Annotated in this window: 17 protein-coding genes; 9 read left to right on the top strand and 8 right to left on the bottom strand. The window is 66.8% G+C overall.

Features of this window, described 5'->3' with window-relative positions; genetic code table 11:
- Positions 1-9: 9 nt before the first annotated feature.
- Both J4O76_RS00700 and J4O76_RS00695 read left to right on the top strand, forming a co-directional pair.
- Positions 10-1,251, top strand: a complete 1,242-nt coding sequence (locus J4O76_RS00700) for an MFS transporter (RefSeq protein WP_244187058.1) — start codon at positions 10-12, stop codon at positions 1,249-1,251.
- Complete coding sequence (locus J4O76_RS00695) at positions 1,248-2,864, top strand: glycoside hydrolase family 43 protein (RefSeq protein ID WP_426279725.1); 1,617 nt, start codon at positions 1,248-1,250, stop codon at positions 2,862-2,864. The genes J4O76_RS00700 and J4O76_RS00695 overlap by 4 nt, the downstream gene beginning before the upstream one ends.
- A gap of 53 nt (positions 2,865-2,917) precedes the next feature.
- On the opposite strand, the gene J4O76_RS00690 is transcribed toward J4O76_RS00695, so the two are convergent.
- Both J4O76_RS00690 and J4O76_RS00685 read right to left on the bottom strand, forming a co-directional pair.
- Complete coding sequence (locus tag J4O76_RS00690; protein ID WP_426279724.1) at positions 2,918-3,916, bottom strand: LLM class flavin-dependent oxidoreductase; 999 nt, start codon at positions 3,914-3,916, stop codon at positions 2,918-2,920.
- Positions 3,917-4,112: 196 nt separating this feature from the next.
- On the bottom strand, positions 4,113-6,440 hold the full coding sequence (locus J4O76_RS00685) for a S8 family peptidase (RefSeq protein ID WP_426279723.1): 2,328 nt from the start codon (positions 6,438-6,440) through the stop codon (positions 4,113-4,115).
- A gap of 136 nt (positions 6,441-6,576) precedes the next feature.
- Here J4O76_RS00685 and J4O76_RS00680 point away from each other — a divergent pair, with 136 nt between their 5' ends.
- From J4O76_RS00680 to J4O76_RS00660, 5 genes are all read left to right on the top strand, one after another.
- Positions 6,577-7,254, top strand: a complete 678-nt coding sequence (locus J4O76_RS00680) for a pyrimidine 5'-nucleotidase (protein WP_426279722.1) — start codon at positions 6,577-6,579, stop codon at positions 7,252-7,254.
- A complete protein-coding gene (gene dapD / locus J4O76_RS00675) occupies positions 7,251-8,069 on the top strand; it encodes a 2,3,4,5-tetrahydropyridine-2,6-dicarboxylate N-succinyltransferase (RefSeq protein WP_093398760.1) in 819 nt (272 codons plus the stop codon). Before J4O76_RS00680 ends, dapD begins: the two co-directional genes overlap by 4 nt.
- Before the next feature lie 61 nt (positions 8,070-8,130).
- Complete coding sequence (gene glpX / locus J4O76_RS00670) at positions 8,131-9,102, top strand: class II fructose-bisphosphatase (protein WP_056065803.1); 972 nt, start codon at positions 8,131-8,133, stop codon at positions 9,100-9,102.
- 263 nt (positions 9,103-9,365) lie between these two features.
- A complete protein-coding gene (locus J4O76_RS00665) occupies positions 9,366-10,097 on the top strand; it encodes a CPBP family intramembrane glutamic endopeptidase (protein ID WP_426279721.1) in 732 nt (243 codons plus the stop codon).
- Between the two features lie 50 nt (positions 10,098-10,147).
- On the top strand, positions 10,148-11,998 hold the full coding sequence (locus J4O76_RS00660; RefSeq protein ID WP_426279720.1) for a CocE/NonD family hydrolase: 1,851 nt from the start codon (positions 10,148-10,150) through the stop codon (positions 11,996-11,998).
- Positions 11,999-12,070: 72 nt separating this feature from the next.
- Here the strand turns inward: J4O76_RS00660 and J4O76_RS00655 are convergent, their stop codons facing one another.
- The 5 genes from J4O76_RS00655 to J4O76_RS00635 all read right to left on the bottom strand — a co-directional run bounded on the left by J4O76_RS00655 (position 12,071) and on the right by J4O76_RS00635 (position 19,547).
- The gene (locus J4O76_RS00655) at positions 12,071-12,832 is read right to left on the bottom strand and encodes an ABC transporter permease (RefSeq protein ID WP_060526780.1); all 762 of its coding nucleotides are present in this window, start codon (positions 12,830-12,832) and stop codon (positions 12,071-12,073) included.
- The gene (locus tag J4O76_RS00650; RefSeq protein WP_426279719.1) at positions 12,829-13,758 is read right to left on the bottom strand and encodes an ABC transporter ATP-binding protein; all 930 of its coding nucleotides are present in this window, start codon (positions 13,756-13,758) and stop codon (positions 12,829-12,831) included. The genes J4O76_RS00655 and J4O76_RS00650 overlap by 4 nt, the downstream gene beginning before the upstream one ends.
- A 135-nt stretch (positions 13,759-13,893) precedes the next feature.
- Complete coding sequence (locus tag J4O76_RS00645) at positions 13,894-14,604, bottom strand: DsbA family protein (protein ID WP_426279718.1); 711 nt, start codon at positions 14,602-14,604, stop codon at positions 13,894-13,896.
- A complete protein-coding gene (locus tag J4O76_RS00640) occupies positions 14,601-15,956 on the bottom strand; it encodes a M48 family metalloprotease (RefSeq protein WP_426279717.1) in 1,356 nt (451 codons plus the stop codon). Before J4O76_RS00640 ends, J4O76_RS00645 begins: the two co-directional genes overlap by 4 nt.
- Positions 15,957-16,568: 612 nt before the next feature.
- On the bottom strand, positions 16,569-19,547 hold the full coding sequence (locus J4O76_RS00635; protein WP_426279716.1) for an Rne/Rng family ribonuclease: 2,979 nt from the start codon (positions 19,545-19,547) through the stop codon (positions 16,569-16,571).
- Between the two features lie 540 nt (positions 19,548-20,087).
- Between J4O76_RS00635 and J4O76_RS00630 the strand changes: the two genes are divergently transcribed.
- Together J4O76_RS00630 and J4O76_RS00625 are read left to right on the top strand one after the other, a co-directional pair.
- Positions 20,088-21,329 (top strand): N-acetylmuramoyl-L-alanine amidase family protein, encoded by a 1,242-nt coding sequence (locus J4O76_RS00630; protein ID WP_426279715.1) that lies wholly within the window; start codon positions 20,088-20,090, stop codon positions 21,327-21,329.
- 173 nt (positions 21,330-21,502) lie between these two features.
- On the top strand, positions 21,503-23,476 hold the full coding sequence (locus tag J4O76_RS00625) for an OPT family oligopeptide transporter (RefSeq protein WP_243645455.1): 1,974 nt from the start codon (positions 21,503-21,505) through the stop codon (positions 23,474-23,476).
- 333 nt (positions 23,477-23,809) lie between these two features.
- On the opposite strand, the gene J4O76_RS00620 is transcribed toward J4O76_RS00625, so the two are convergent.
- Positions 23,810-25,093, bottom strand: coding sequence for a glycoside hydrolase family 130 protein (locus J4O76_RS00620; protein ID WP_056051630.1), 1,284 nt, complete (start codon positions 25,091-25,093; stop codon positions 23,810-23,812).
- Between the last annotated feature and the right edge of the window lie 3 nt (positions 25,094-25,096).

Here is a 25,096-nt window from a genome sequence, read left to right as displayed (position 1 = left end):
GGGGTGAGGGTGCGGCGCTTCAGGAATATCCGCTGGACCATCATCGGCCTGTTCGTGGTGGCGATGGTCATCAACTATCTCGCGCGCAGCGTGCTCGGCGTCGCGGCGCCGGCGATCATGGCCGAGCAGCATATCAGCGCCGCCGAATATTCCTGGATCACCGGCGCATTCCAGATCGGCATCATGTTCCAGCCGCTCGCCGGCTATGTGCTCGACGTCGTAGGGCTGAAGATCGGCTTCACGCTGTTCGTCGCGATCTGGTCGCTGATCACGATGGCGCATGGACTGGCGACGGGCTGGATGGGGTTTGCCGGCCTGCGCGGCGCGCTGGGGTTGGTCGAGGGATCGGCGCAGCCGGCGGGTATGAAGCTGGTCGCCGAATGGTTTCCGGCCCGCGAGCGCGGCGTCGCGGGCGGCATCTATCAGATCGGAGCCTCGTTCGGCGCGGTGTTCGCGCCGCCGCTGGTGGCCTGGGCGGTGCTCAACCATAGCTGGCGGGCGGCCTTCTTCATCGCCGGCGCGCTCGGGCTGGTGTGGGTGATCGCCTGGCTGTTCTGGTATGCGCCGCCCGCAAAACATCGTCGACTGTCGCCGGCGGAACGCACGCTGATCGTCGAAGGACAGGAGGCATCGCTCGCCACGCATCGCAAGCGTCCGCCGCTCGGCGAACTGCTGCGGCGTCGTAACCTGTGGGCGATCGCGGCGGCGCGGTTCCTCGCCGATCCGGTGTGGGGCATGCTGTCGTTCTGGATGCCGCTATACCTCGTGCAGGTGCGCCATTTCGATCTCGGCCAGATCGCGATGTTCGCGTGGCTGCCGTTCCTGGCGGCGGACCTCGGATGCTTGTTCGGGCCGATCGTGGTGGCGTGGCTGCAACGGCGCGGGGTCGACCTGATCGATGCGCGGCGTGGCGCCTTCACGGTGGGTGCGGTGCTGATGACGGGGATGATGTTCGTCGGCACGGTGACCAGCCCGATCGCGGCGATCGCACTGCTGTGCCTTGGCGGCTTTGCGCACCAGACGCTGTCGGTGACGGTCATCACGCTGTCGTCGGACCTGTTCCCGCAGGACCAGGTCGCGACCGCGACGGGTATGTCGGGCACCGCCGCCAATCTCGGCGTCCTGATCTTCACGCTGGTGCTCGGCTCGATGGTCGCGGAGGTCGGCTACCAGCCGTTCTTCATTCTGCTCGGACTGCTCGACCTGGTCGGCGCCGCACTCCTCTGGGTCCTGATACGAAAGCCCGCATGACTATTCGCAACCCGATCCTTCCCGGCTTCAATCCGGACCCGTCGATCGTCCGCGTCGGCGACGATTATTACGTCGCAACCTCGACCTTCGAATGGTATCCGGGCGTCCAGATCCACCATTCGCGCGACCTCGCGAACTGGCGGCTGGCAGCGCGGCCGCTCAACCGCGCGAGCCAGCTGGACATGCGCGGCAACCCGGATTCGTGCGGAGTATGGGCGCCGGACCTGAGCCATGCGAACGGCCGGTTCCACCTGATCTACACCGACGTGAAGCGCTACGGCCAGACCACGATCGACGGTGCGCGCGGGGCGTCGCTGCGCGATTTCCATAATTACTGGGTCACGGCGGAGCATATCGACGGGCCGTGGTCCGATCCCGTCCATCTTAACAGCAGCGGCTTCGACCCGGCGCTGTTCCACGACGATGACGGGCGGAGCTGGCTGCTCAACATGCTGTGGGACCACCGGCCGGGCGGGCGTCGCTTTGCCGGGATCGTCGCGCAGGAGATCGACCTCGCGACGGGCGACATGCTCGGCGACCGTCGCATGATCTTCGAGGGCACGTCGCTTGGCTTCACCGAGGGCCCGCACCTCTACAAGCGCGACGACTGGTATCACCTGCTGGTCGCGGAAGGCGGCACCGAGCGCAACCATGCCGTCGTGATGGCGCGGGCACGGTCGCTGTTCGGCCCGTATGAGGTGCATCCGGATGGCCCGGTACTGACCGCGGCGGGCAAGCAGGGCGTACAGTTGCAGCGGACAGGGCACGGCGATCTGGTCGAGACGCCGACCGGCGAAACCTGGATGGTGTATCTATGCGGGCGGCCGCTGCCCGTCAGTGATCGGTGCGTGTTGGGCCGCGAGACCGCGATCCAACCGATGCGATGGGGCGAGGATGGCTGGCTGCGGACGCTTGACGGCGACGCGAGTCCCGCGCTGGTCGTGGAGGATGGCACGGCGTCAGCCGCGCCCGAACCGCGACGCGAGCGCAGCGTGTTCGATACCGCGACGTTGCCCGAGGCTTTCCAGTGGCTGCGTACTCCGGATGCCGACCGGTTGTTCAGCCTGACCGCGCGGCCCGGTTATCTGCGCCTCTACGGCCGCGAGACGATCGGCAGCCACTTCACGCAGTCGCTGGTCGCGCGCCGGCAGCAGGCGTTCGCCTACGCCGCCGAGACGCTCGTGACGTTCGAACCGCGTCACTTCCAGCAGGCGGCGGGGCTGGTCTGCTACTATAATTCGACGAAGTTCCATTATATGCACGTCACCGCCGACGACGATGGCCGGCGCGTGCTGCAGGTACTGTCGGCGATCCCGACCCCGCTCGGCAGCAGCGTGATCACCCAGCCGATCGCGATCGACGCGGGACCGATCGGACTGCGGGTCGAGGTGGATCACGAAAGCCTTCGCTTCGGATACCGGTGTGCGGGATCGAGCGCGTGGACCTGGCTAGCCGAACGGTTCAACGCGAGTATCCTGTCGGACGAGGCGACCCTGCCGGGCCTGCCCAACTTCACCGGTGCCTTTGTCGGGGTGGCCTGCCAGGATATGTCGGGCGCAGGTGAACCGGCCGATTTCAGCTATTTCGAGTATGTCGAAGCCGGCGGCGACTGAGCGGACTGAACGCGGCGTCGATCCGCGTTCAGTCCGTGACCACTAGCCCAGCCTTATGCCGCGATCTTCAAGTCCTGCATCACGTCGGCGGTGATCGAGAGGCTCCGCTTGCGGGCTTCGTGGTCGTAGATCGCGCTGGTCACCATGACCTCGTCGACGCCGGTCCGCTCGACGAACGCCGCGATGCCGCGGGCGACCTTGGCCGGGCTGCCGACCGCCGAGCATTGCAGGACGTGGTCGAGGATCTGGTTGCCCTGCGCGCCGAGCGACTCGCGGTAGCCGGCGAGGGGGGGCTTCATCTTTCCGGGGTTGCCGGTGCGCAGTGCAACGAACGACTGCTGCTGCGAGGTGGCGAGCAGTTCGGCTTCCGCATCGGTGTCGGCTGCGAAGACGTTGAAGCCGGCCATGACGTGGGGCTTGGCGAGGCGTGCCGAGGGGCGGAAATCGCGGCGGTAGATTGCGAGCGCGGCATCGAGCGCATCGGGGGCGAAGTGCGAGGCGAACGCGTAGGGGAGGCCAAGCGCGGCCGCCAACTGCGCGCCGAACGTGCTGGAGCCAAGGATCCACATCTCGACGTCCGCGCCTGCGCCCGGGGTCGCGACGATGCCGGTCTGGCCGTCGTTGGCGAAGTAGCTTTGCAGCTCCATCACGTCCTGCGGGAAGGCGTTGGCGTCGGTTTCCAGCGTGCGGCGCATCGCGCGCGCGACGCGTTGGTCGGAACCGGGTGCGCGGCCGAGGCCGAGATCGATGCGGCCTGGGAAGAGCGCGTCGAGCGTGCCGAACTGCTCGGCGATCACCAGCGGAGCGTGGTTGGGGAGCATGATGCCGCCCGAGCCTACGCGGATGGTCTTCGTGGCGGCGGCGATGTGCGCGATCACGACGGCGGTCGCGGCCGACGCGATGCCGGTCATGCCGTGATGTTCGGCGACCCAGTAGCGCTGGAACCCGACGCTCTCGGCGTGCCGCGCGAGGTCGGCCGCGTTGGCGAGCGATTGGGAGACGGTGCCGCCTTCGATGACGGGGACCAGATCGAGCAGGGAATAGCGTGTCATGCGGCAGAGATAGGTACCGAGCGGTAGCTTATCCAGCTTTTTGATGAATTGACCTATAATCCTCCCCCGCAAGGGGGAGGTGGCGCCGAAGGCGACGGAGGGGGAGGACACGGAGCAGAGGTTTCCCTTTCCTCCCCCTCCGTCTGGCAAGCGCCAGCCACCTCCCCCTGGCGGGGGAGGATCGCCGCTGCTTTCCTCAGAAGCCCAGGCTGTAGCGCATCGCCATGCCGTAATCGTTCGGCAACGCCGCGAAATTGCCCGGGTCGCGGCGGAAGAACAGGTTCGTATCCAGGCCGCCGCCGAGGGCGGGGACGCCGTAGCGTAGTTCTACGTCGAGTTCGCGGCCTTGCGGGGCGAGGTTGAGGCGTTGGGTGGTCCAGTTGGTGACGGTACCGGACGTGTAATCGTAATAGGTCGGGAGGCCGAGGTCGATGCCGCCGCGCGCGACCCGCAACGGTTGCGCGACGCGGAGGCCGAGCGTGTCATGGCCGAACACACCGTCCTTGCCGATGTCTGCCGCGAAGGCGTTAGTGCGGACGAGGCCGTCGCCGCTGAGACCGCCGCGTACCGCCGCGCGGGTTCGGCCCTGGCGCATCGATCCGCCGATGCTCCAGCCGCTCCCCGCATCGAACCGCGCCTTGGTGTCCACGAACCACGTTGCGGCGCGCGTCCCGCCGAGGGCTGCGTCGAAGCGCGCGCCGAGGACGGTGTCGCGCTCGTCCATCCGCGTCGCGGCGACCATCGTCGAGAGCGCGCCGAAGCGTCGGTCGACTGCAAGCGAGACGCGATTGTAGCCCGAGCGTTGCCAGCGGTCGCGCAGGCGAAGGTCGCTGTCACGCTGCGTCACGACGTCGCCATTCTCGATTCCGAAGGTGAAGCCGAACCCGCCGAAGCTCTGCCGCATCGCGCTCGATGCCCGCGTGGTGCTGTCGAAGCCTATGCCGCCGGGGTTGGCGATCAGGAAGGCGGGTTCGGACTGGCCCGACAACTGCGCACTGAGCGCGCTCGATCCTTGTGCGAAGCCGAACCCGAACGACAGCGTGCTGCCGAGCTTCTGCGTCACCATCCCGGCGATCGCGCGCGCGCTGATCGCGTCGGAGCTCGACAACGAGGTGCGATCGAGCGCGATGTCGCCGTTCGCGCGCGGTGCGAGCGTCATCGAGACGGTCATGCCGCCCTGCGCCAAAGCGACCGTGCGGAATCGTGACTGGAGCGCGCTGCCGAGCGAGCGTTCGGGGCTGCGGCGCGCGATCGTCTTGGCGAGGTCGATCGCGAACGCGCGGCTGTAGCCGTCGAGGATCACCGCGCCGAGTTCGCCTTGGGTTGCGTCGCCCATCGGCGCGGACAGGCTGGCGTTGCTGATCGTAGACACGACCGCTTTCGATCCCGCGATCGAGGTCGTGCCGAGGGGCTGGAATGCGCGCGTCAGGTCGAGCACGCCATTACCGTAGACCGCGTCGACTCCGGGCGCGCCGGCATCGCGCGCGCTGCGAAACAGGATGTCGACGATCTGCGCGCCGGTCAGGTTGGGGAAGGCCTGCGCCAGCAACGCCACCGCGCCGGAAATCTGCGGCGCGGCGAACGACGTGCCCGACCAGAGATAGGCGGTGTCGGTCGCGTCGGGCGCACGGACGCTTTCGCCGACCGCGGTGAGGAAGTGCGCGGCGCCGGTGCCCGCGCGGTCGCTGAAGGTGGAGATTCCGTCGCTCGCGCCGACCGAGCCGGCGATGATCACCTGGTTGCGGCCCTGCGCTTCGCCAGCGACGTTGGTGAACGGATCGGGGTTGACCGAACCGTCATTGCCCGCGGCGATTACGACGACCAGCCCGGCAGCAGTCGCGCGGCCGATCGCATCCTTCAAGCTCTGCGGCATCTCGGAGCCGCCGAGCGAGATGTTGACGACCTTCGCACCGGCCGTGCGGGCCGCATCGACCCCGCGGGTGATCGCGTCGGTGCCGAACTTGCAGCCCGAATCGTCGTCGTCCTTGCTCGCGGTGGCGCAAGTACCGGGGCGGTCGGCGCGGAGGACGATCAGCGTTGCGTCGAACGCCACGCCGTGCGAGCCCGCGCCATTCCTACGGCCCGCCAGCGTGAAGGCGACCGCGGTGCCGTGGCCGCCTTCGTCGTCAATCGAGCTATTGCCGGCGACGTCCTGCGAGGCGGACGAAACGCGGGTGCCGAACTCCTGGCTTTGCAGGTCGATGCCGCTGTCGATCACGCCAACGCCGATCCCCCTGCCGGTCGCGCCGACATTGTAGGCGGCCAGCGCGTTCATCGAGACCGCGCCGACGGTCGCACGATATTCGCTGGTGTCGTTGCTGGACGGTGTCGGGGTCGGGGTCGGCGCGGGAGTCGGAGCAGGGGAGGGCGCTGGTGTCGGAAGCGGTGTCGGCGTCGGGGTGGAAACCGTGGGAGGGGCCGGCGTGCTGTTGATGCCACCACCGCCGCCGCCTCCACAGGCGGCGAGGAGCAGGCCACTTGCCACCGCCGCCGTTCTCAGCAGCCCCGCCTTCGTGCCGCGCATTCATCCCGCCCTTTTGTGATTTTCCGTAACATACTGGAATGCAAAGCCTTACGCGATCGTAAACATCGGTCCTGAAGGTCGGCAGTGTCGCACCCCGCTTGTCGCCGCGTGTCGCGGTCCGTAGAGGTTCCGGCCGATGCTTGCCCGCCTTGACCCCCGCCTCGACCATGTCCGCAACTGGATCTTCGATCTCGACAACACGCTGTACCCGGCGAGCGCGGACCTGTTCGCGCAGGTCGATGCGCGGATGACCGGGTTCATCCAGGACCTCCTCGGGTTGGAGCATGACGAGGCGCGGCGCGTGCAAAAGGGGTATTTCCACAATCACGGCACGACGCTGTCGGGGCTGATGGCCGAGCATCAGGTCGATCCGCATGCGTTCCTGGCGCATGTCCACGACATCGAGATGGACGTGATCGAGCATGACGCACCGCTGGTCGCCGCGATCGCCAAGCTGCCGGGGCGCAAGCTCGTCTTCACCAATGGCGATACGCCGTATGCGACGCGGATCCTGGAGCGGCTCGGGCTGAGCGAGAGCTTCGAGGCGATCCACGACATCCATGCGATGAACTTGATGCCGAAGCCGCATGCGTCGGCCTATGCCGGGTTCTGCGCGGCGTTCGACATCGATCCGCGGGAGTCGCTGTTCGCGGACGACATGGCGCGCAACCTGACGCCGGCCAAGGCGATCGGGATGACCACCGTGTGGATCGACAACGGCTCCGAGCAGTCGCCCGATGCGGCGCGCGATCACATCGATTTTACCGTGCCGGTGCTTGCGCCGTGGCTCGAAACCATCCTGGAGACATCATGACCTTGCAGACCATCATCGACGCCGCCTGGGACGATCGCGCCAACCTCGGCCTGGATACCAAGGGCGAAGTGCGCGACGCCGTCGAGTCCGCGCTGGCGATGCTGGATGCCGGCACCGCGCGCGTTGCCGAGCCGACCGCGGATGGCTGGCAGGTCAACCAGTGGTTGAAGAAGGCGGTGCTGCTGTCGTTTCGCCTCAACGACAATGTCGTGATCGACGGCGGTTCGGCGGGGTCCCCGGGGTTCGACAAGGTGCCGTCGAAGTTCTCGAGCTGGGGTGAAGCGGAGTTCCGTTCGGCGGGCATCCGCGTCGTTCCCGGTGCGGTCGCTCGCCGCGGGAGCTTCATCGCCAAGGGTGCGATCCTGATGCCGAGCTTCGTCAACATCGGCGCGTATGTCGGCGAGGGGACGATGGTCGACGCCTGGGCGACGGTCGGGTCGTGCGCGCAGATCGGCAAGAACGTGCATCTGTCGGGCGGCGCCGGGATCGGTGGCGTGCTCGAGCCGTTGCAGGCCGACCCCGTCATCATCGGCGATGGCGCCTTCATCGGCGCGCGTGCGGAAGTGGCCGAGGGCGTCCGCGTCGGCGAGGGTGCAGTGCTGTCGATGGGCGTGTATCTGGGCGCCTCGACCAAGATCATCGACCGCGCGACCGGCGAAGTGTTCAAGGGCGAAGTGCCGCCCTATTCCGTCGTCGTGCCGGGCTCGATCGGTGGCGGGGACGGCAAGCCGGCCTTGTACTGCGCGGTGATCGTCAAGCGTGTCGATGCGCAAACTCGTTCCAAAACCTCGATCAACGACCTGCTGAGGGACTGATCGGGTCGACAACCGGATGGCCGCTGCCTATCCGGGATGAAACATACCGAGGAGAAATATTTTGACCGCTGCCGCCAGCCAGGTTCTCGACCGCGTTCTCGTCCTCGAAATGGTCCGCGTGACCGAAGCTGCGGCGATCGCCGCGTCCACGCTCGTCGGGCGCGGCGACGAGAAGGCAGCCGATGCAGCGGCGGTCGAGGCGATGCGCGAGGCGCTCAACTCGCTGTACATGGACGGCACCGTCGTGATCGGCGAGGGCGAGCGCGACGAGGCGCCGATGCTGTTCATCGGCGAAAAGGTCGGCTCCGCGATCGGCAAGGGCCCGAAGATCGACATCGCGCTCGATCCGCTCGAAGGCACGACGATCTGCGCGACCGCGGGGCCGAACAGCCTTGCCGTGCTGGCGATCGCTGAAGAGGGTGGGCTGCTCAACGCGCCCGACGTCTACATGGACAAGATCGCGGTCGGGCCGGGTTATCCCGAGGGCATCATCGATCTCGACAAGACGCCGACCGAGAACATCAACGCGGTCGCCGCTGCCAAGGGCGTGCCGGCGCGCGACCTGATCGTGTGCGTGCTCGATCGGCCGCGTCACGAGGCGCTGATCGCCGAACTGCGTCAGGTCGGCTGCGGGATCATGCTGATCGGTGACGGCGACGTCGCCGGCGTGATCGCGACGTCCGATCCCGAGACGACCGTCGACGTGTACATGGGTTCGGGTGGTGCTCCCGAGGGCGTGCTGGCGTGTGCGGCGCTGCGCTGCGTCGGTGGGCAGTTCAAGGGACGGTTGTTGTTCCGCAACGACGACGAGCGCGGGCGTGCGGCGAAGTGGGGGATTACGGATCTCGACAAGCAGTATGACCTTTCGGAACTGGCGAAGGGCGACTGCATCTTTGCGGCGACCGGGGTTACGGATGGGTCGCTCCTGGCTGGCGTGAAGCGGAAGAAGGGCAAGATGACGACGGAGAGCGTTGTGATGCGCGCGTCGTCGGGGACGGTGCGTTGGGTCAAGGGCGAGCATCGCACCGATTGATTCGATACTGCGCTGACCAGCAGCTCAGCACCTCCCCGGCGGAGGCCGGGGCCCAGGTGGGAAGGTCGGAGTAACGGAGCGTTGTCCGTAATCAGCAACGTCCCCCAACTGGGCCCCGGCCTTCGCCGGGGTGGAGCGCCGGGTGAGGGTGGTGAACAAACCACCATGTGTCCCCGCGAAGGCGGGGACCCAGACTGGGCTCCCGCCTTTGCGGGAGAACATAAAGGCCGAGCGGTGGAACGCAGGAGGAGCGAAGTGTCGGCATGATCCTGCCCAACGTCCTCCTCCTCGTCACGATCATGAGCCTGGTCTGGTTCCTCAAGGGCGACCTCCTCGGCTACCGCCGTATCAAGCGCCTCCCCGACACCGCGTCGCGCCAGAAGACCTACCGCCTGTGGATCGCCAAGGCCGCGATCGCCTTCGTCCTGCCGGCAGTGATCGGCCTAGCCTTGCTGGGGCGCCTCGACGCGCTCGTCACCGTGCCGCCCGAGTTCGCTGCGCTCCGCACGCTCCTTCCCAGCTTCGAAGGCTACAGCCGCGCGGAACTGCTCGGGATGATCGGCGGCAGCGCGCTCGGTGGCCTGATCATCGGCGCGGTGCTTGCGACGCGGCGTAACTGGCGTATCCTCAAGACGATCGGCAATGTCGGCTCGCTGCTCCCGCGCAACCGGCCTGAGATCGCGCACGCCGTCGCCATGTCGATCGCGGCGGGCATCTCAGAGGAGCTCGCCTTCCGCCTGTTCCTGCCGCTGCTGGTCGCGCTCGTCTCCGGTAGCGCGTTCGTCGCGTTCGGTGTCGCGGTCGCGGCTTTCGGCGCGATGCATGTGTATCAGGGGCGGGCGGGCGTGATCGCGACCACGCTCGTCGGCGCGCTGATGGCGGCAGTGTATCTGATGACCGGGGAGCTGTGGCTGGCGATGGTCCTGCACGCGCTGATCGATCTCAACTCGCTGGTATTGCGGCCGATACTGACCGGAGCGTGGCGCGCGGCTTGACTTCGCGCGTGTGGATTTGTCCAATCGCGCAAACGTTCAAGGGGAAGAAAATGTCGCGCCACGCCCTCCTGCTCGCGCTCGCGGTCATGACCACGGTCCCTGCCGCCACGCTCGCGCAGACCGCGCCGCAAACCGTTACCCAGTCGCCTTTCACGTTCGAAGAGGTGATGGTGCCAATGCGCGACGGGGCGAAGTTGCAGACGGTCATCATGCGGCCGCGCGGGATGACCGGGCCGCTGCCGATCCTGCTCCAGCGAACGCCCTACGGCGTGCCGGATGCGCCGTTTCCCACCGCCGATCGCTTCGCGCCGTTGATGAAGGACGGCTATGTCTTCGTTGTCCAATCGATGCGCGGGCGATTCAAGTCGGATGGCGTATTCACGCTCTCAACCGCAGTCCACCCGGGTGATCCTAAAGCGGTCGATGAGGCGACGGATGCGTACGACACCGTCGGCTGGCTGGTGAAGAACGTTCCTGCCAACAACGGCAAGGTCGGCATGTGGGGCGTGTCGTACCCCGGTTTCGCCGCCGCCGTCGCGCTGGCGAATCCGCATCCCGCGCTGAAGGCGGTGTCTCCGCAGGCGGCGTGGATCGATTACTGGCAGTCGGACGATCTCCACCGCAACGGCGCGCTGCGGTTGAGCTATGCGACCGACTGGGTGTCGTCGTTGCAACTCGACAAGACGAAGAATTCCGACTTCGTGTATCCGAGCGATACCTACAACTATTTCCTCAAGGCTGGCTCGGCGGAGGCGATCGACCGGACCGTGTTCAAGGGGCGGGTGCCGATGTTCACGTCGCTGCTCGATCATCCCAATCATGATGCGTTCTATACTGCGCAACGCTGGACCGATTCGCTCGGCAAGACGACGGTGCCGACGCTGAACGTCGCCGGGTTCTGGGATCAGGAGGATCCATGGGGCTCGTGGCAGATCTACGCCAAGCAAAAACGCAACGATCCGAACCATCTGGCGCAGATGGTGGCGGGGCCGTGGCGGCACGGCGGGTGGCAGGGCGTGGCGGATCATCTCGGGCCGATCCCGCTTGGCACGGCGAGTGGCACGCAGTTTCAGGAGCAGATCCAGGCGCCGTTTTTCGCATACTGGCTGCACGGCAAAGGGCCGCGGCCGGACTTTGCGGCGAAGATGTTCCAGTCGGGCTCGAACGTTTGGAAGACCTATGCTGCCTGGCCTCCGACTGGTGCGAAGGCGACCGAGCTGTATTTGCATGCGGACGGCAGCCTGTCGTTCACCGCGCCGGCGGCGGGCGAGGGGTGTCGCGATTACGTGTCCGATCCGGCGAACCCGGTGCCGTTCCGCCGGCGACCGATGTCGGCGACCTATGCCAGCCCGGACTGGGCGTGGTGGGAGGCGGACGACCAGCGCTTCGTCGATCACCGGCCCGATGTGCTGGGATATGTGTCGGAGCCTCTGACTGCCGACCTGACCGTGACGGGAGGACTGTCGGCGACGTTGCAGGCGTCGACCAGCGGGACGGACAGCGATTTCGTGGTGAAGCTGATCGATGTGCTGCCCGACGATACCGAGGCGTTCGACAAGTCTCAGGCCCGGCCTGGCGATTACGCGAAGACGTTGAACGGGTATCAGTTGCCGATTGCGATGGAGGTGCGGCGCGGACGGTTCCTCGCGAGCGATACGACGCCGCAGCCGTTGGTGCCGGGCAAGGTGGTCGCGTGGGACGTGCCGCTGCGCGACCATGACCATGTGTTCAAGGCGGGGCACCGGATCATGGTGCAGATCCAGTCGAGTTGGTTCCCGATGATCGACCGCAACCCGCAGTCGTTCGTGCCGAACATCGGGCGGACGAAACCGAGCGATTACGTGAAGGCGACGCAGAAGGTTTGTGCGGGCTCGCGGGTGACGTTGCCGGTAATGCGGTAAGAAGCTTGTTCTCCCGCGAAAGCGGGAGCCCAGACTGGGTCCCCGCCTTCGCGGGGAAACATGGTTCTTCGGTTAGTTCTTCATCCGCCAGCCGGTCTTGAAGATCCAGGCGATCGCGATCAGGCATGCCGCGAGGAAGCCGGCCGTCACCGCGAGGCTCACACCGACCGCGACGTCGCCGACCCCGAAGAAGCTCCAGCGGAAGCCGCTCACCAGGTAGACGACCGGGTTGAACAAGCTGAACGTCCGCCACGGCTGGGGCAGCATGTCGATCGAGTAGAACGCACCGCCGAGGAAGGTCAGCGGCGTGATCAGCAGCGCGGGAACGAAATTCAGCTGCTCGAAGCCGTTGGCCCACACGCCGATGATGAACCCGAACAGGCTGAACGCGACCGCGGTCAGGATCAGGAACGCGATCATCGCGAACGGGTGCTCGATCCGCAGCGGCACGAAGAACGACGCGGTGGCGAGGATGATCAGCCCGAGGATCACCGACTTGGTGGTCGCGGCGCCGACATAGCCGATCACCATCTCCATCGCCGACACGGGCGCCGACAACAGCTCGTAGATCGTGCCGGTGAACTTGGGAAAGTAGATGCCGATCGATGCGTTCGAAATGCTCTGCGTGAGCAGCGACAGCATGATCAGGCCGGGGACGATGAAGCTGCCGTAACCGACGCCGCCGACCTGCTGCATCCGGCTGCCGATCGCGCCGCCGAAGACGATGAAATACAGCGAGGTGGTGAGAACGGGCGTGACGAGGCTCTGCCACAGGGTGCGCAATGCGCGCGCCATTTCGAAGCGGTAGATCGCCCAAATACCGTGAGTGTTCATGCGCGTTCCCCCACCAGGTCGACAAAGATGTCTTCGAGGCTCGATTTGCTGGTTTCGAGGTCCTTGAAGCCGATGCCGAGCTCGCTGAGCTTGCGTAGCAGCGAGGGGATGCCGGGGTGGTCCGCCTGTGCGTCGAACACGTAGCGGAGGCGTTTGCCGTCGTCTTCCAGTGACACATCCCAGTCGGCAAGGTCCGCGGGAAGCGCCGTCATCGGGTCCTGGAGCGCGATGTCGAGTTCGCGCTTGCCGAGCTTCTTCATCAGCGACGCCTTGTCGTCGACGAGGAGCAGCTTGCCCTTGTCGATGACGCCGACGCGGTCGGCCATTTCCTCGGCTTCCTCGATGTAGTGCGTTGTCAGGATGATCGTCGTGCCGCCTTCGCGCAGGCGGTGGACGAGCTTCCACATGTCGCGGCGCAGCGCCACGTCGACGCCCGCGGTGGGTTCGTCGAGGAACAGGATTTCGGGTTCGTGCGCGAGGGCTTTCGCAATCAGCACGCGGCGCTTCATCCCACCGGAGAGTTCGCGGATCTTCGCGTCGCGCTTGTCCCAGAGCGAGAGGTCGCGGAGCACCTGTTCGATGTATGCGCTGTGGCCCGAGCGGCCGAACAGGCGGCGGCTGAAGGTGACGGTGGCGAGCACCGTCTCGAACATGTCGACGTTGAGTTCCTGCGGCACTAGTCCGATCCGACTGCGCGCCTGCTTATAGTCGCGGATCGCGTCGTAGCCGGCGACCTTGATCGTGCCGGCGGACGGCGTGACGATGCCGCAGATGATGCTGATGAGCGTCGTCTTGCCGGCGCCGTTGGGGCCGAGGAGGGCGAAGATCTCGCCTTTCTGGATGTCGAGGTCGACGGGGTGGAGGGCCGTGGTGCCGCTCTTGTAGGTCTTGGTGACGCCCGCGATGGACAGGATCGGTTCGGTCATTGGCACCCCTTTTTGTGAGGGGAAGATGGGGGTGGCGGGACGTGAATGATAGGTCTTCCCTCCTCTTCTTGTTCTCCCGCGAAGGCGGGACCCCAGACTGGGTCCCCGCCTTCGCGGGGAAACAAGGAGGGGGCGTCAACCGGCGCGGGCGGCTGCTACGGCTTTCTGGAGGTCTTCTAGCGGCAACGCACCCGACAACACGCGGTCGCCGACTACCCAGCTTGGCGTGCCGGTCATGCCGAGTTTGGCGGCGGTTTCCATGTTCTTGGCGATCTCGGCGTCGGCGGTCTTGGTGAAGTTCGCCTGCGTGGTGTCTACCCCGGCCTTGCCCGCAGCGGCGGCGATCGAGGCGTCGCTGACGGGGCCGCCGGCGTAGAGCGCGTCGTGGAAGGTGGCGAACTTGCCCTGTTGCGCGGCCGCCAGGCTGGCGCGGGCGGCGATGCGGCTTTCGGCGCTGAGGATCGGGAGTTCGCGGAAGACGACGCGGACTTTCGGGTCGGCGGCGATTAGCTTGGCGATCATCGGCAGGCTCGCGCGGCAATATCCGCAATTGTAATCGAAATACTCGACGAGCGTGACGTCGCCCTTGGGGTTGCCGGCCCAGGCGCTGCCGAACGGGGTGACGATCGCGTCGCGGTTGGCGGTGACGGTCTTGCCGGACTCGCGGTCGCGCAGTTTCTCCATCGCCTCGGGGAGGATCTCGGGGTGCGCCAGGACATAGTCGTGGACGATCGATTCGACCTGCGCGCGCTCGACGCCGCCACCCTGGCGGTCATAGCCCCAGACCGCGAGGCCTCCGATGACGGCGCCCGCGACGGCAATTGCCGGGAATGTAAGTTTGCTCATTTGCGGCGCTTATACTGCTTCGGGTTGTCGTCCATCTCGTTCTGCGCGGCCATCGCGATATCCTGTGCGCGGATCCAGTCGGTGGTGTTCGCCGGGATGTTCGCGAGCGCATATTGCGCGCTCGCCGACGCGGTCCGCATGTCGCCGCCCATGCTGGCGCGCTCGGCGGTGGCGAGCGCGGCGCGCGCGGTATCGCCGGTCAGTTCGTAGACGGTGCCGAGCTGCATCCAGGCGAACGGGTTCTGGTCGTCGCGACCTACCGCGGTGCGCAACACGCGAGTCGCCTCGGGGTAGTTCGCCTTGTTCTCGGTCGCGATCAGCGCGTGGCCGAAGGTGGTGGCGATCAGCGGGTTGTTGCGCGAGCCTTCCGTGGCTTCGCGCAGGGGGACCAGCGATTCGGTCGGCTTGCCCGCCTCGAGCAGGATCTGCCCCTTGATCTCGAGGAAATACGGGTCGGTCGGCTCGGCCTTTACCAGCGCGTTGGCTTCGGCGTCGGCTTTCTCGGGGTAGCCGGCTTTGTGATACGCGTAGGCGCGGGCGTAGTGCGCGTAGATCGACTGGTTGCTGGGCGGGAAGGCCTGCAGCGTCTGGTCGGCGGGCATGACGTAGCCGGCGAGCTTGGCCTTTACACGGCGGAAGCGTTCTTCGAGCGCGGCGTCGGGTTTGTTGGCCCAGGCGGGCGAGGCTTGCAGGTCGGCGGTGAGGGTGGCGACGCGTTCGCCCGAGAGCGGGTGCGACTGCATGAACGGATCGATGTTGGCGGTGCCGAAGCGGTATTCCTGCTGCTGCAATTTCTTGAAGAAGCTGAGCATGCCGCGGCCGGAGACGTTGGCCTCGCGCAGGAATTTCGCGCCGGTCGCGTCGGCGGTCGATTCCTGGACTCGGCTGAACGAGAGGTAGCTGCCCATCGCCGCCTGCTGGCCCGCCGCCATGATGCCTGCGCCTGCCTCGCCGCTGCCGGCCGCCATCGCGGCGAGGCCGAGGACCATCGAGAGCAGGTACATGCCCATTGCCGGCTTGGTGCCGCGGTCAGCGAGGACGACATGGCCGTCGGCGATGTGGCCGAGCTCGTGCGCGATGACGCCCTGGACTTCGTTGGCGTTGTCGGCGGCTTGGATGAGCCCTGAGTGGACGTAGACGGTCTGGCCGCCGGCGACGAACGCGTTGATCGAGTCGTCGTTGATGAGGACGACCTTCACATCGCGCGTCGAGAGCCCGGCCGCCTTGATCAGCGGGTTCGACATCTCCGCGAACATGGTTTCGGTCTCGGCGTCGCGGAGGATCGACTGGGCTTGGAGGGGCGTCGTCCCGAGGAGGAGGGCGGTGGCTGCGGCGGCTACGAAGCGCTTCATATTACGGGGTATCGTCGATTGGGGGCGGGGGGGCAATGGTCGTGCGGTCGGGCGTGCGGTGGAGTGAAGTATAGGAAGTGCAGGCGCTGGGAGCGGTTTTGCGGTTCGTTGGGGGTGGGGGGGGCATTGGGGGAGGGGAGCAGGGTTTGGGTGTGTAGGACAGGGGTTTGAGGGGGGGGCGCCCTAAGAGGTTGCTGCGCCGGCTATCGGCCACTTACCCGGCTATTGGTTTCCTCCCTGGCTATCAGACCACCTCCCCGGCGGAGGCCGGGGTCCAATTGGGGGACCGAGCGAACTGAGGGTGGCGCTTCGTTATTGGCACCTTTCCAATTGGGCCCCGGCCTTCGCCGGGGTGGTGGTGGGTGGGGGGAGCTCGGCGTGCATCATCAGAGGAGCTAGAACACAAGCCCAGGGCCGCCCTTCTGTCGTGTTCACCCGCGAAGGCGGGTGCCCAGTCTGGGTCCCCGCCTTCGCGGGGATACAAGCTTTTCTCGTTCGCCACGTGAGGCATTGGGCGCTCACGGATATCGTGCTGCCGGAGGATCGCTTCCCACAAACGAAAACGGGCGCGGCCTTTCGGTCGCGCCCGTTCTTTGGTCTCGGCGTCCGGGTTTAGCCGAAGGTGCGCTGCCACCAGCCGCGGCGGGGGGCGCCGTCGGGGTCGTCGTTGGCGCCGTCGTTGGTGTCCGAGGTCGCGACGTCCTGGGGCTGGACTTCGGCCTTGGGCGGGGTGGTTGCGATCGGCTCGGCGAGGGGTTCGCTGGTCGGAGCGGCATCGCCTGCGTCGACCACGGCTGCCTTGCGCGGACGACCGCGGGGCTTGGCGACCTTGGCTGGCGCTTCCTCGACGACCGGCGCTTCCACCGCTGGCGCTTCGACCACCGCGTCCGACGCCTTGCGACGCGCACGCTTGGGCTTCGGCGCCGACGCTTCGATCGTCTCGGCGGGCGTTGCGCTCACCTCGTCCATCGTCGCCTCCGCAACCGCTTCGCGACGGCGACGACCGGGCTTCGGTGCAGCCGGCTCGGCAGCGACGGGCTCCGGAGCGATCGGCTCGGGAACCACTGGCTCCGGTGCAACCGTCTCGGCTTCCGCCTCGACCGCACGTGGCTTGCGACCACGACGAGCCTTTGGTGCTGCGTCGGCCACCGCCTCGGCGATGTTCGCCGCTGCGGCTGCCGCACGGGCACGCGGACGACGGCGCATCTTCGGACCCTCGGCGACTTCCGCGACCGGGGCTTCCTCGACGACCGGTTCGAACGCCGGTTCGTAAGGCGGCTCGGCATAGGTCGACTCGACCGGCTCATACGCTTCCGGCTCGGGAGCCTCGGCGATCAGCTGGGCATCGTCGACGCTGCTGACGGCCACCGACTGGCCGTTCTCGGCGCCCTGCTCGTTGCGACGACCGCCACGACGTCCCCGACGACCGCGACGACGACGACCTTCGCCCTCTGCGCCATTGGCCTGCTCGGATGGCGCACCAGCCGAGACCATTTCGCCACCGCCGACTTCGACGATGTCGCCCTCGACCTCGTCGATCTCCTCGACGTTGGTGTCGGCGTCCTCGAACGTGCCGTCCTCGTTGACGCCCTCTGCTGCACCTTCCTCGCCGGGACGTGCACGACCGCGACGACCGCGACGACGGCGGCGCTTCTTGCCGCCTTCACCATCCGCATCGCGAGCCTCACGCGGCGCACGCTGCTCGCCATTGCCTTCGCGGGGCTCGCGACCCCCCTCACGACGACGCGGCTGCTCGGCTTCGGCCTCCTCGACTTCCTCTTCCTCGATCTCGTCCTCGATCTCCTCGGGGAGGTCGTCTTCGTCTTCCTCTATGATCTGGACGAACTTCGGCGCGTGCGCGGGCGGTGGGCCGCTGGCCTCGACCGTCATGTGCGCGCCTTCCTCGTCCTGGCCGGGGATGATCTCGACGATCACGCCGTAGCGATCTTCGATCTCGGCGATGTCGGCACGCTTGCGGTTGAGGATGTAGACCGCGGCTTCCTGGCTCGCGCGCAGGGTGAGCAGCGAACCGCGACCGCGGGCGGCCTCGTCCTCGATCAGGCGCAATGCGGAGATGCCCGACGACGATGCGGTGCGAACCAGCCCGGTGCCTTCGCAATGCGGGCAGGCGCGGGTCGACGCTTCGAGCACGCCGGTGCGCAGGCGCTGGCGGCTCATTTCCATGAGGCCGAACGACGAGATGCGGCCGATCTGGATGCGCGCGCGATCGTTCTTGAGCGCCTCCTTCATCGCCTTCTCGACCTTACGGACGTTGGAATTGTTATCCATGTCGATGAAGTCGATGACGACGAGCCCGGCCATGTCGCGCAGGCGGAGCTGGCGGCCGATTTCCTGAGCCGCCTCGAGGTTGGTCGCGGTCGCGGTCTGCTCGATGCTGTGCTCGCGCGTCGAGCGGCCCGAGTTGATGTCGATCGAGACGAGCGCTTCGGTCGGGTTGATGACCAGGTAGCCGCCCGACTTCAGCTGGACGACGGGGTGGTACATCGCGGCAAGCTGATCCTCGACGCCGGCGCGCTGGAACAGCGGCACGGGGTCGGCGTAATGCTTGATGCGCCGCGCGTGCGTCGGCATCAGCAGGCGCATGAACTCGCGCGCCTGGCGATAGCCGTCCTCGCCCTCGACGATGACCTCTTCGATTTCCTTGTTGTAGATGTCGCGGATCGCCCGCTTGATCAGGTCGCTGTCGCCGTAGACGAGCGCGGGGGCCGATGCGTTCAGCGTGGCTTCGCGGATGCCGTCCCACAGGCGGGCGAGGTAATCGAAGTCACGCTTGATCTCGACCTTCGAGCGCTGGAGGCCCGCGGTGCGGACGATGCAGCCCATCGACGGCGGCAACTGCATGTCGGCCATGATCGTCTTGAGGCGCTTACGATCGCCCGCGTTGCTGATCTTCCGCGAGATGCCGCCGCCGTGCGACGTGTTCGGCATCAGCACGCAGTAACGACCGGCGAGCGACAGGTACGTGGTCAGCGCCGCGCCCTTGTTGCCGCGCTCCTCCTTGACGACCTGGACGAGCAGCACCTGGCGGCGATGGATCACGTCCTGGATCTTGTAGCGACGGCGCAGGTTCATGCGACGCTCGCGCAGGTCCTCGACCGCGGCATCGTCGGCGCTCGGCTTGCGCTTGCGACGGGGGGCTTCGCCCGCTTCGCCGCCTTCGAGTTCCTCGGCGACGTCGGGATCTACCCCGCCATCGTCCTCGAAGCGCTCGATGTCGTCCTCGTCGTCACCCTCTTCGTCGTCCGAATCGTAGTCGGCGCGCAGGGCGGCTTCCTCGGCGGCGTGCTCGGCTTCCTCACGGAGCAGCGCGTCGCGATCTTCCTTGGGGATCTGGTAGTAATCGGGGTGGATCTCGCTGAACGCGAGGAAGCCGTGGCGATTGCCGCCGTAATCGATGAACGCCGCCTGGAGCGACGGCTCGACCCGCGTGACCTTGGCGAGGTAGATATTGCCCTTGAGCTGCTTGCGTTCGGCACTCTCGAAATCGAATTCCTCGATCCGGTTACCCTTGACGACTGCGATCCGGGTCTCTTCCCGGTGGCGTGCGTCGATCAGCATGCGCGTTGTCATTGTAAATTCTCCGCGCGCGCGCCGGGCCTGTCGGCAGCCGTCGCGCGCTTGATGGTGGTGCGGTCGGGCACGGACGCCCGGACTCGCGGATGGTGTGCGAAACTGCCTCTGCGCGAAGTGCATGCCGCGGGAACTCTCCCTGCGGCGCCCGCACGACCGCGAGTCCGTCGGCGAAGGCCGGTCGGAGTGCGGGGCGGGGGGAATGCATCATTCGAGCGTCAACCTGAATTGCCGCGCCGGCGAGAATCCGCTGGCGGGCGTCGAGACCGGCGCGTCGCTGGTAAAATCCAGGCGACACACGGCTGTACGACAGGACTAGCACTGCATACCCGATCCCGCAACTGGCCCCGGAACCGTCGCTTTCGTGGGCGTTTCGGCTCGAATTCGGGGCAGCGAGGCGCAGACTTGCCGGGGCGGCAGAGCCTTGCCGGCAAATACATGGCAAACGGCAAATTAACCGCACTGCGCAACCGCGTCTTGTGATGCGAGGCGCTATCGCTCGCTCACAGAGATCGGATGTATCGATCAAAGGGGTGTAGCATGGGTTTTCGCTGGACCGGCGGCAGGGCCGCACGGCAAGGACGCGAGGTGTTGACGGTCATCGCCCTCATCGCCGGCTGGCTGGCGAGCGTTCCCGCCTGGGCCGCGACCGTGCAGAGCGTCGCGATCCGGGACGGGCGGATCGTCATTCGCTTCGACGAGGCGGTCGGCGATGCCGCCAGCCGCGTGCTCACCGGACCGCGCCAGATCGCCGTCGACGTGTCGGGCGCTACACCGGGCCGGGAGGTGTTGGGGCGCGGTCTGGTGACTGGTGTCACGCAGATGCGCAGCGGGCGATCGGGGATGCGGATGGTGTTCGATCTGGCCGAGCCGGCGATCGTCACCGACGGCGGGTTCGACTCCGACGGGCGGGAGCTGACGCTGGCGTTGCGCACGGTCGATTACGATCAGTTCGCGGAAGCCGGGATCGCCGGGCCGCTGAATTTCTTCCCGTTCAATTTCGGCGCAGGCTCGCGGCCCAAGTACAAGGTGTCGGTGCCGGTGCCGCCCAAGGCGCGGGGCATAAAACTGCCGCGCGTGCAGGGCGACGACACGCGGCCGCTCGTGGTGATTGATGCGGGACATGGCGGTGTCGACCCGGGCGCGATCGGGCCGAACGGGCTGCGCGAGAAGGACGTGACGCTGAAGGTCGCTAAGGCGATCCGCGACGAGTTGCTGGCGTCGGGGCGGGTGCGCGTGGCGCTGACGCGGAACGACGACCGCTATTTGATCTTGCGCGAGCGGTACGGCGTTGCTCGGCGGCTCAAGGGTGACCTGTTCATCTCGATCCATTGCGACAGCACGGGTTCCGAGAACGCGACCGGGGCGACGGCGTACACGTTGTCGGAGGTGGCGTCGGACAAGGAAGCGGCGCGGCTGGCGGCGCGCGAGAACAAGGCGGACGTGATCTCCGGCGTGAACCTCGGCGAGGCGCCCGCGGACGTGTCGTCGATCCTGATCGACCTGACGCAGCGCGAGACGATGAACGCGTCGGCGACGTTCGCGCGGCTGCTCGGGCGGGAGGCCAAGCCGTTGATGCCTTTGAAGGCGAACTTCCACCGGATGGCGTCGCTGATGGTGCTGAAGGCGCCGGACATGCCGTCGATCCTGTTCGAGACGGGGTATATCTCGAACCCGCAGGACGCGGCGTTCCTGGACAGCGAAGAGGGGCGGCACCGGATCGCGGAGAGCGTGACGCGGGCGGTCGAGGTGCATTTCGCGCGGCGGATGGCAACGCGGTAGGTTTGGGTTGCGGGTTGGGCGAGGTCAGCCCGCCCTTCCTTGTTCTCCCGCGAAGGCGGGAGCCCAGTCTGGACTCCCGCCGTCGCGGGAGAACACACTAGTGACGGTCGATACGGTTTCCTCACGCCCCACATCATGTCACAAGTCGCCCGAATTGCTTTGAGGCTGACCAGATGACCGACGCGACGCGGGGCGTAACCGACACGGGCCCCGAGACCAGCATGCGCGAACTGACGTTCCGCGGGATCGTGCTCGGCGGGATCATCACGCTGCTGTTCACTGCGGCCAACGTGTATCTCGGGCTCAAGATCGGGCTGACGTTCGCGACGTCGATCCCGGCTGCGGTCATATCCATGGCGGTGCTGCGGCTGTTCAAGGATTCGACGATCCTCGAGAACAACATCGTCCAGACGATCGCGTCCGCCGCGGGCACGCTCGCGGCGATCATCTTCGTGCTGCCCGGCCTCGTGATGATCGGCTGGTGGCAGGGCTTCCCATTCTTCACCACCGCGGCGATCACGATGTTCGGCGGCGTGCTCGGCGTGCTGTTCTCGGTGCCGCTGCGTCGTGCGCTCGTCGTCGACACCGTGCTGCCGTATCCGGAAGGCCGCGCGGCGGCGGAGGTGCTGAAGGTCGGCGCAGGTAGTCGCGAAGGCGGCGAGGAGAGTGCGCGCGGGCTCGGCATCATCGTCGCCAACGCGGTCGTCTCGGCCGGGTTCGCGATCCTGACGCAGACCAAGCTCGCCGCCGCGGAGGCCGCGACGTGGTTCCGCGTCGGTGCAGGCGCGACCGGGATCTCGGGAGGGCTGTCGTTCGCGTTGCTCGGCGCAGGGCATCTGGTCGGTATCTCGGTCGGCATGGCGATGTTCGCGGGCGTGGTGATCGGCTGGTGGATATTGCTGCCGATCCTGACCTCAGGCGGCAGCGTCACTGGGACCGCGGAGGTGATCGCCAACACCGTGTTCCGCTCGGACGTCCGCTTCTTCGGCGCTGGCGTCATCGGCGTCGCGGCGATCTGGACGTTGTTGAAGATTGCCGGGCCGGTCGTCGGCGGCGTCCGTTCGGCTCTCGCGGCGTCGGCGGCGAAGCGGGGCGGCGAAGTACTGGCTCTCGAAGAGCGCGACATTCCGATCGGGATCGTCGGGATCGGCTCGCTGGCGATGCTGGTGCCGATCGGCATCCTGCTCTGGACCGTGTTGCAGGGCGGGCCGCTGGAGGCGTCGGCGATCGGGTTGATCGCGGGGAGCCTCGTGTTCATCCTCGTCATCGGCCTCGTGATCGCGGCAGTGTGCGGGTACATGGCGGGGCTGATCGGTGCATCGAACTCGCCGGTGTCGGGGATCGGCATCCTCGCCATCCTCGCGGCGTCGATTCTGCTGGTGTCGTGGTTCGGTCGCGCGGTCGAGCCGGGGACGACGCAGGCGTTGGTCGCCTACGGGCTGATCGTGACGGGCATCGTGTTCGGGATCGCGACGATCTCGAATGATAACCTGCAGGATCTGAAGACCGGGCAGCTGGTCGGCGCGACGCCGTGGAAGCAGCAGGTGGCGTTGCTGATCGGCGTGGTGTTCGGGTCGATCGTGGTGCCGCCGGTGTTGAACCTGCTGGGGAGCACGCTCGGGTTTGCCGGTGCGCCGGGGGCGGGGCCGAATGCGCTGGCGGCACCTCAGGCGGCGTTGATCTCGGCGCTGGCGAAGGGCGTGCTGGGGGGGAACCTGAACTGGGCTATGATCGGGTATGGGGCGCTGACCGGCGTGGTCGTGATCGCGGTCGACGAACTGCTGGGCAAGGCAGGGAAGCTGCGGTTGCCGCCTCTGGGGGTTGGGCTCGGGGTGTATCTGCCGATGTCGGTGACGTTGCCGGTTACGATCGGGGCGGTCGTGGGGTTTGCGTATGATCGTTGGGCGGACCGGGCTCGGGATCCTGAGCTTGCCAAGCGGATGGGGGTGCTCACTGCGACGGGGATGATCGTCGGGGAGTCGCTGTGGGGCGTTGGCTTTGCGGGGATTGTGTATCTGACCAACAAGGAGACGCCGCTGGCGCTGGTTGGCGATGGGTTCGCGAGCGTGGCGCTGGTTGGCGGGACGCTGTTGTTCGCGGTGCTGACTTGGGTGATGTACCGGCGGACGATGGCGGCTTCGCGCTAGGCACGTGCCCTCACCCTTCCCACCCGGTAAGCGCCGGGCGGGCCCCTTCCCTCTCCCCGAGGGGAGAGGGAGTAGAGAGTTTGTTTCCCCGCGAAGGCGGGGATCCAGACTGGGCTCCCGCCTTCGCGGGAGAACAAGGAGCAGGAGATGCGCTCTGTTCTAGCGTACCACCCCGGCGGAGGCCGGGGCCCAGTTGGGGGGCGTTGCTAATTGAGCAATGCGCTTCGTCACTACAGCCTTGCCAACTGGGCCCCGGCCTCCGCCGGGGTGGCGGCTTAATGCCGGGGTGGTGCTAACGCGTGGGAGAAGGATGGCGTCCGTCTTGACGCCCCGTCACTTCATCGCAGCAAGCATGTCCTTGATCGGCACGAACGCGAAGCCCACCGAACTGTCCGCGATCCCGTACGGCATGAAGATCGTGTCGCCGTGCTTCAACGCACCGCAGCTATAGACGACGTTGGGGACATACCCCTCGCGGTCCTGATCCTTCGCGGCCAGGATCGGCTGGCTCGTCCGGCCGATCACTTTCGACGGGTCGTCCTTGTCGAGCAGCACCGCGCCGATCGAATACTTCCGCATCGCGCCGACGCCGTGCGTCAGCAGCAGCCAACCCTCGTCGAGCTCGATCGGTGGGCCGCAATTGCCGATCTGCACCAGTTCCCATGGATATTCGGGCGTCAGGATCTTCTCGCCGTCGTCCCAGTCGGTCAGCGTGTCCGACTTGAGCAGGAAGAGGTTCTCACCGTCCTGCCGGCCGATCATCATGTACTGGCCGTTCACCTTGCGCGGGAACAGCGCCATGCCCTTGTTGCGCGCGGCGGGGCCGGTCATCGGCACGAGGTCGAACGCGCGGAAGTCGCGGGTGCGCATCAGTTCGGACTGGATCACCGAGCCGTTATACGCGGTGTAGGTGCCGATCCACTCGTAATCGCCGTCCTCGTGCTGGAAGCGGACGATGCGGAGATCCTCGAGGCCCTTCGACTGCGCCTGCGTGATCGGGAAGATCACCGTGCCGCTCAGCGTGCTGTCGCGGTGGCGGTAGACGGTGACGGGGCCGATCGGCATCTCGTCCTCGCCGCTGCCGACCGCATCGGTCGCGGTCGCGAACGGGGGTTCCGGCGCAAGCTTCATCTGGTTTTCGCAGGTGATGATGCCCTCGCGGAACGCCACCGACGAGATGTGACCCTCGCCGACCGCGCGCAGCGACATCAGGATACGCATCGAGCCCGGCGGCATGCCCGACTGGTCGAAATGCGGCACCGCGCTAGGGTTCATCAGCGCGGCGGCGGCATAGCTGTATTCGTGACAGAAATACGCGCCGATCAACTGGCGTTTCTCGTCGCCGATCTCCGCGCCGTTCAGCCCGAGCATGTCCTCGATCTGGTCGTAGCGCGTCATGAACACGCGGCGCGTCTGCCAGTGGCGCGCCTCGAAATCCTTCAGCACGACCTCGAGCTGCGCGCGCGCCTGTGCGGGCGACATTTCCAGCACTTCGCCGACGAGCCGCTCGGTGCGGCTCGGTGCGCCGCCATGACCGCCCCAGGCGATATGGAACGGCCGCACGACGACACGCGAAGGGTCCGCGTGCAGCCGCAGCTGGTGGTTGAACAGATCCATCGT

The sequence above is a fragment of the Sphingomonas sp. NFX23 genome (assembly GCF_049887795.1).
In the GTDB taxonomy this organism is placed as follows: Bacteria; Pseudomonadota; Alphaproteobacteria; order Sphingomonadales; family Sphingomonadaceae; genus Sphingomonas.
The sequence above is the reverse complement of the archived record's forward strand: the minus strand, read 5'-3'. Positions and strand labels throughout refer to the sequence as shown.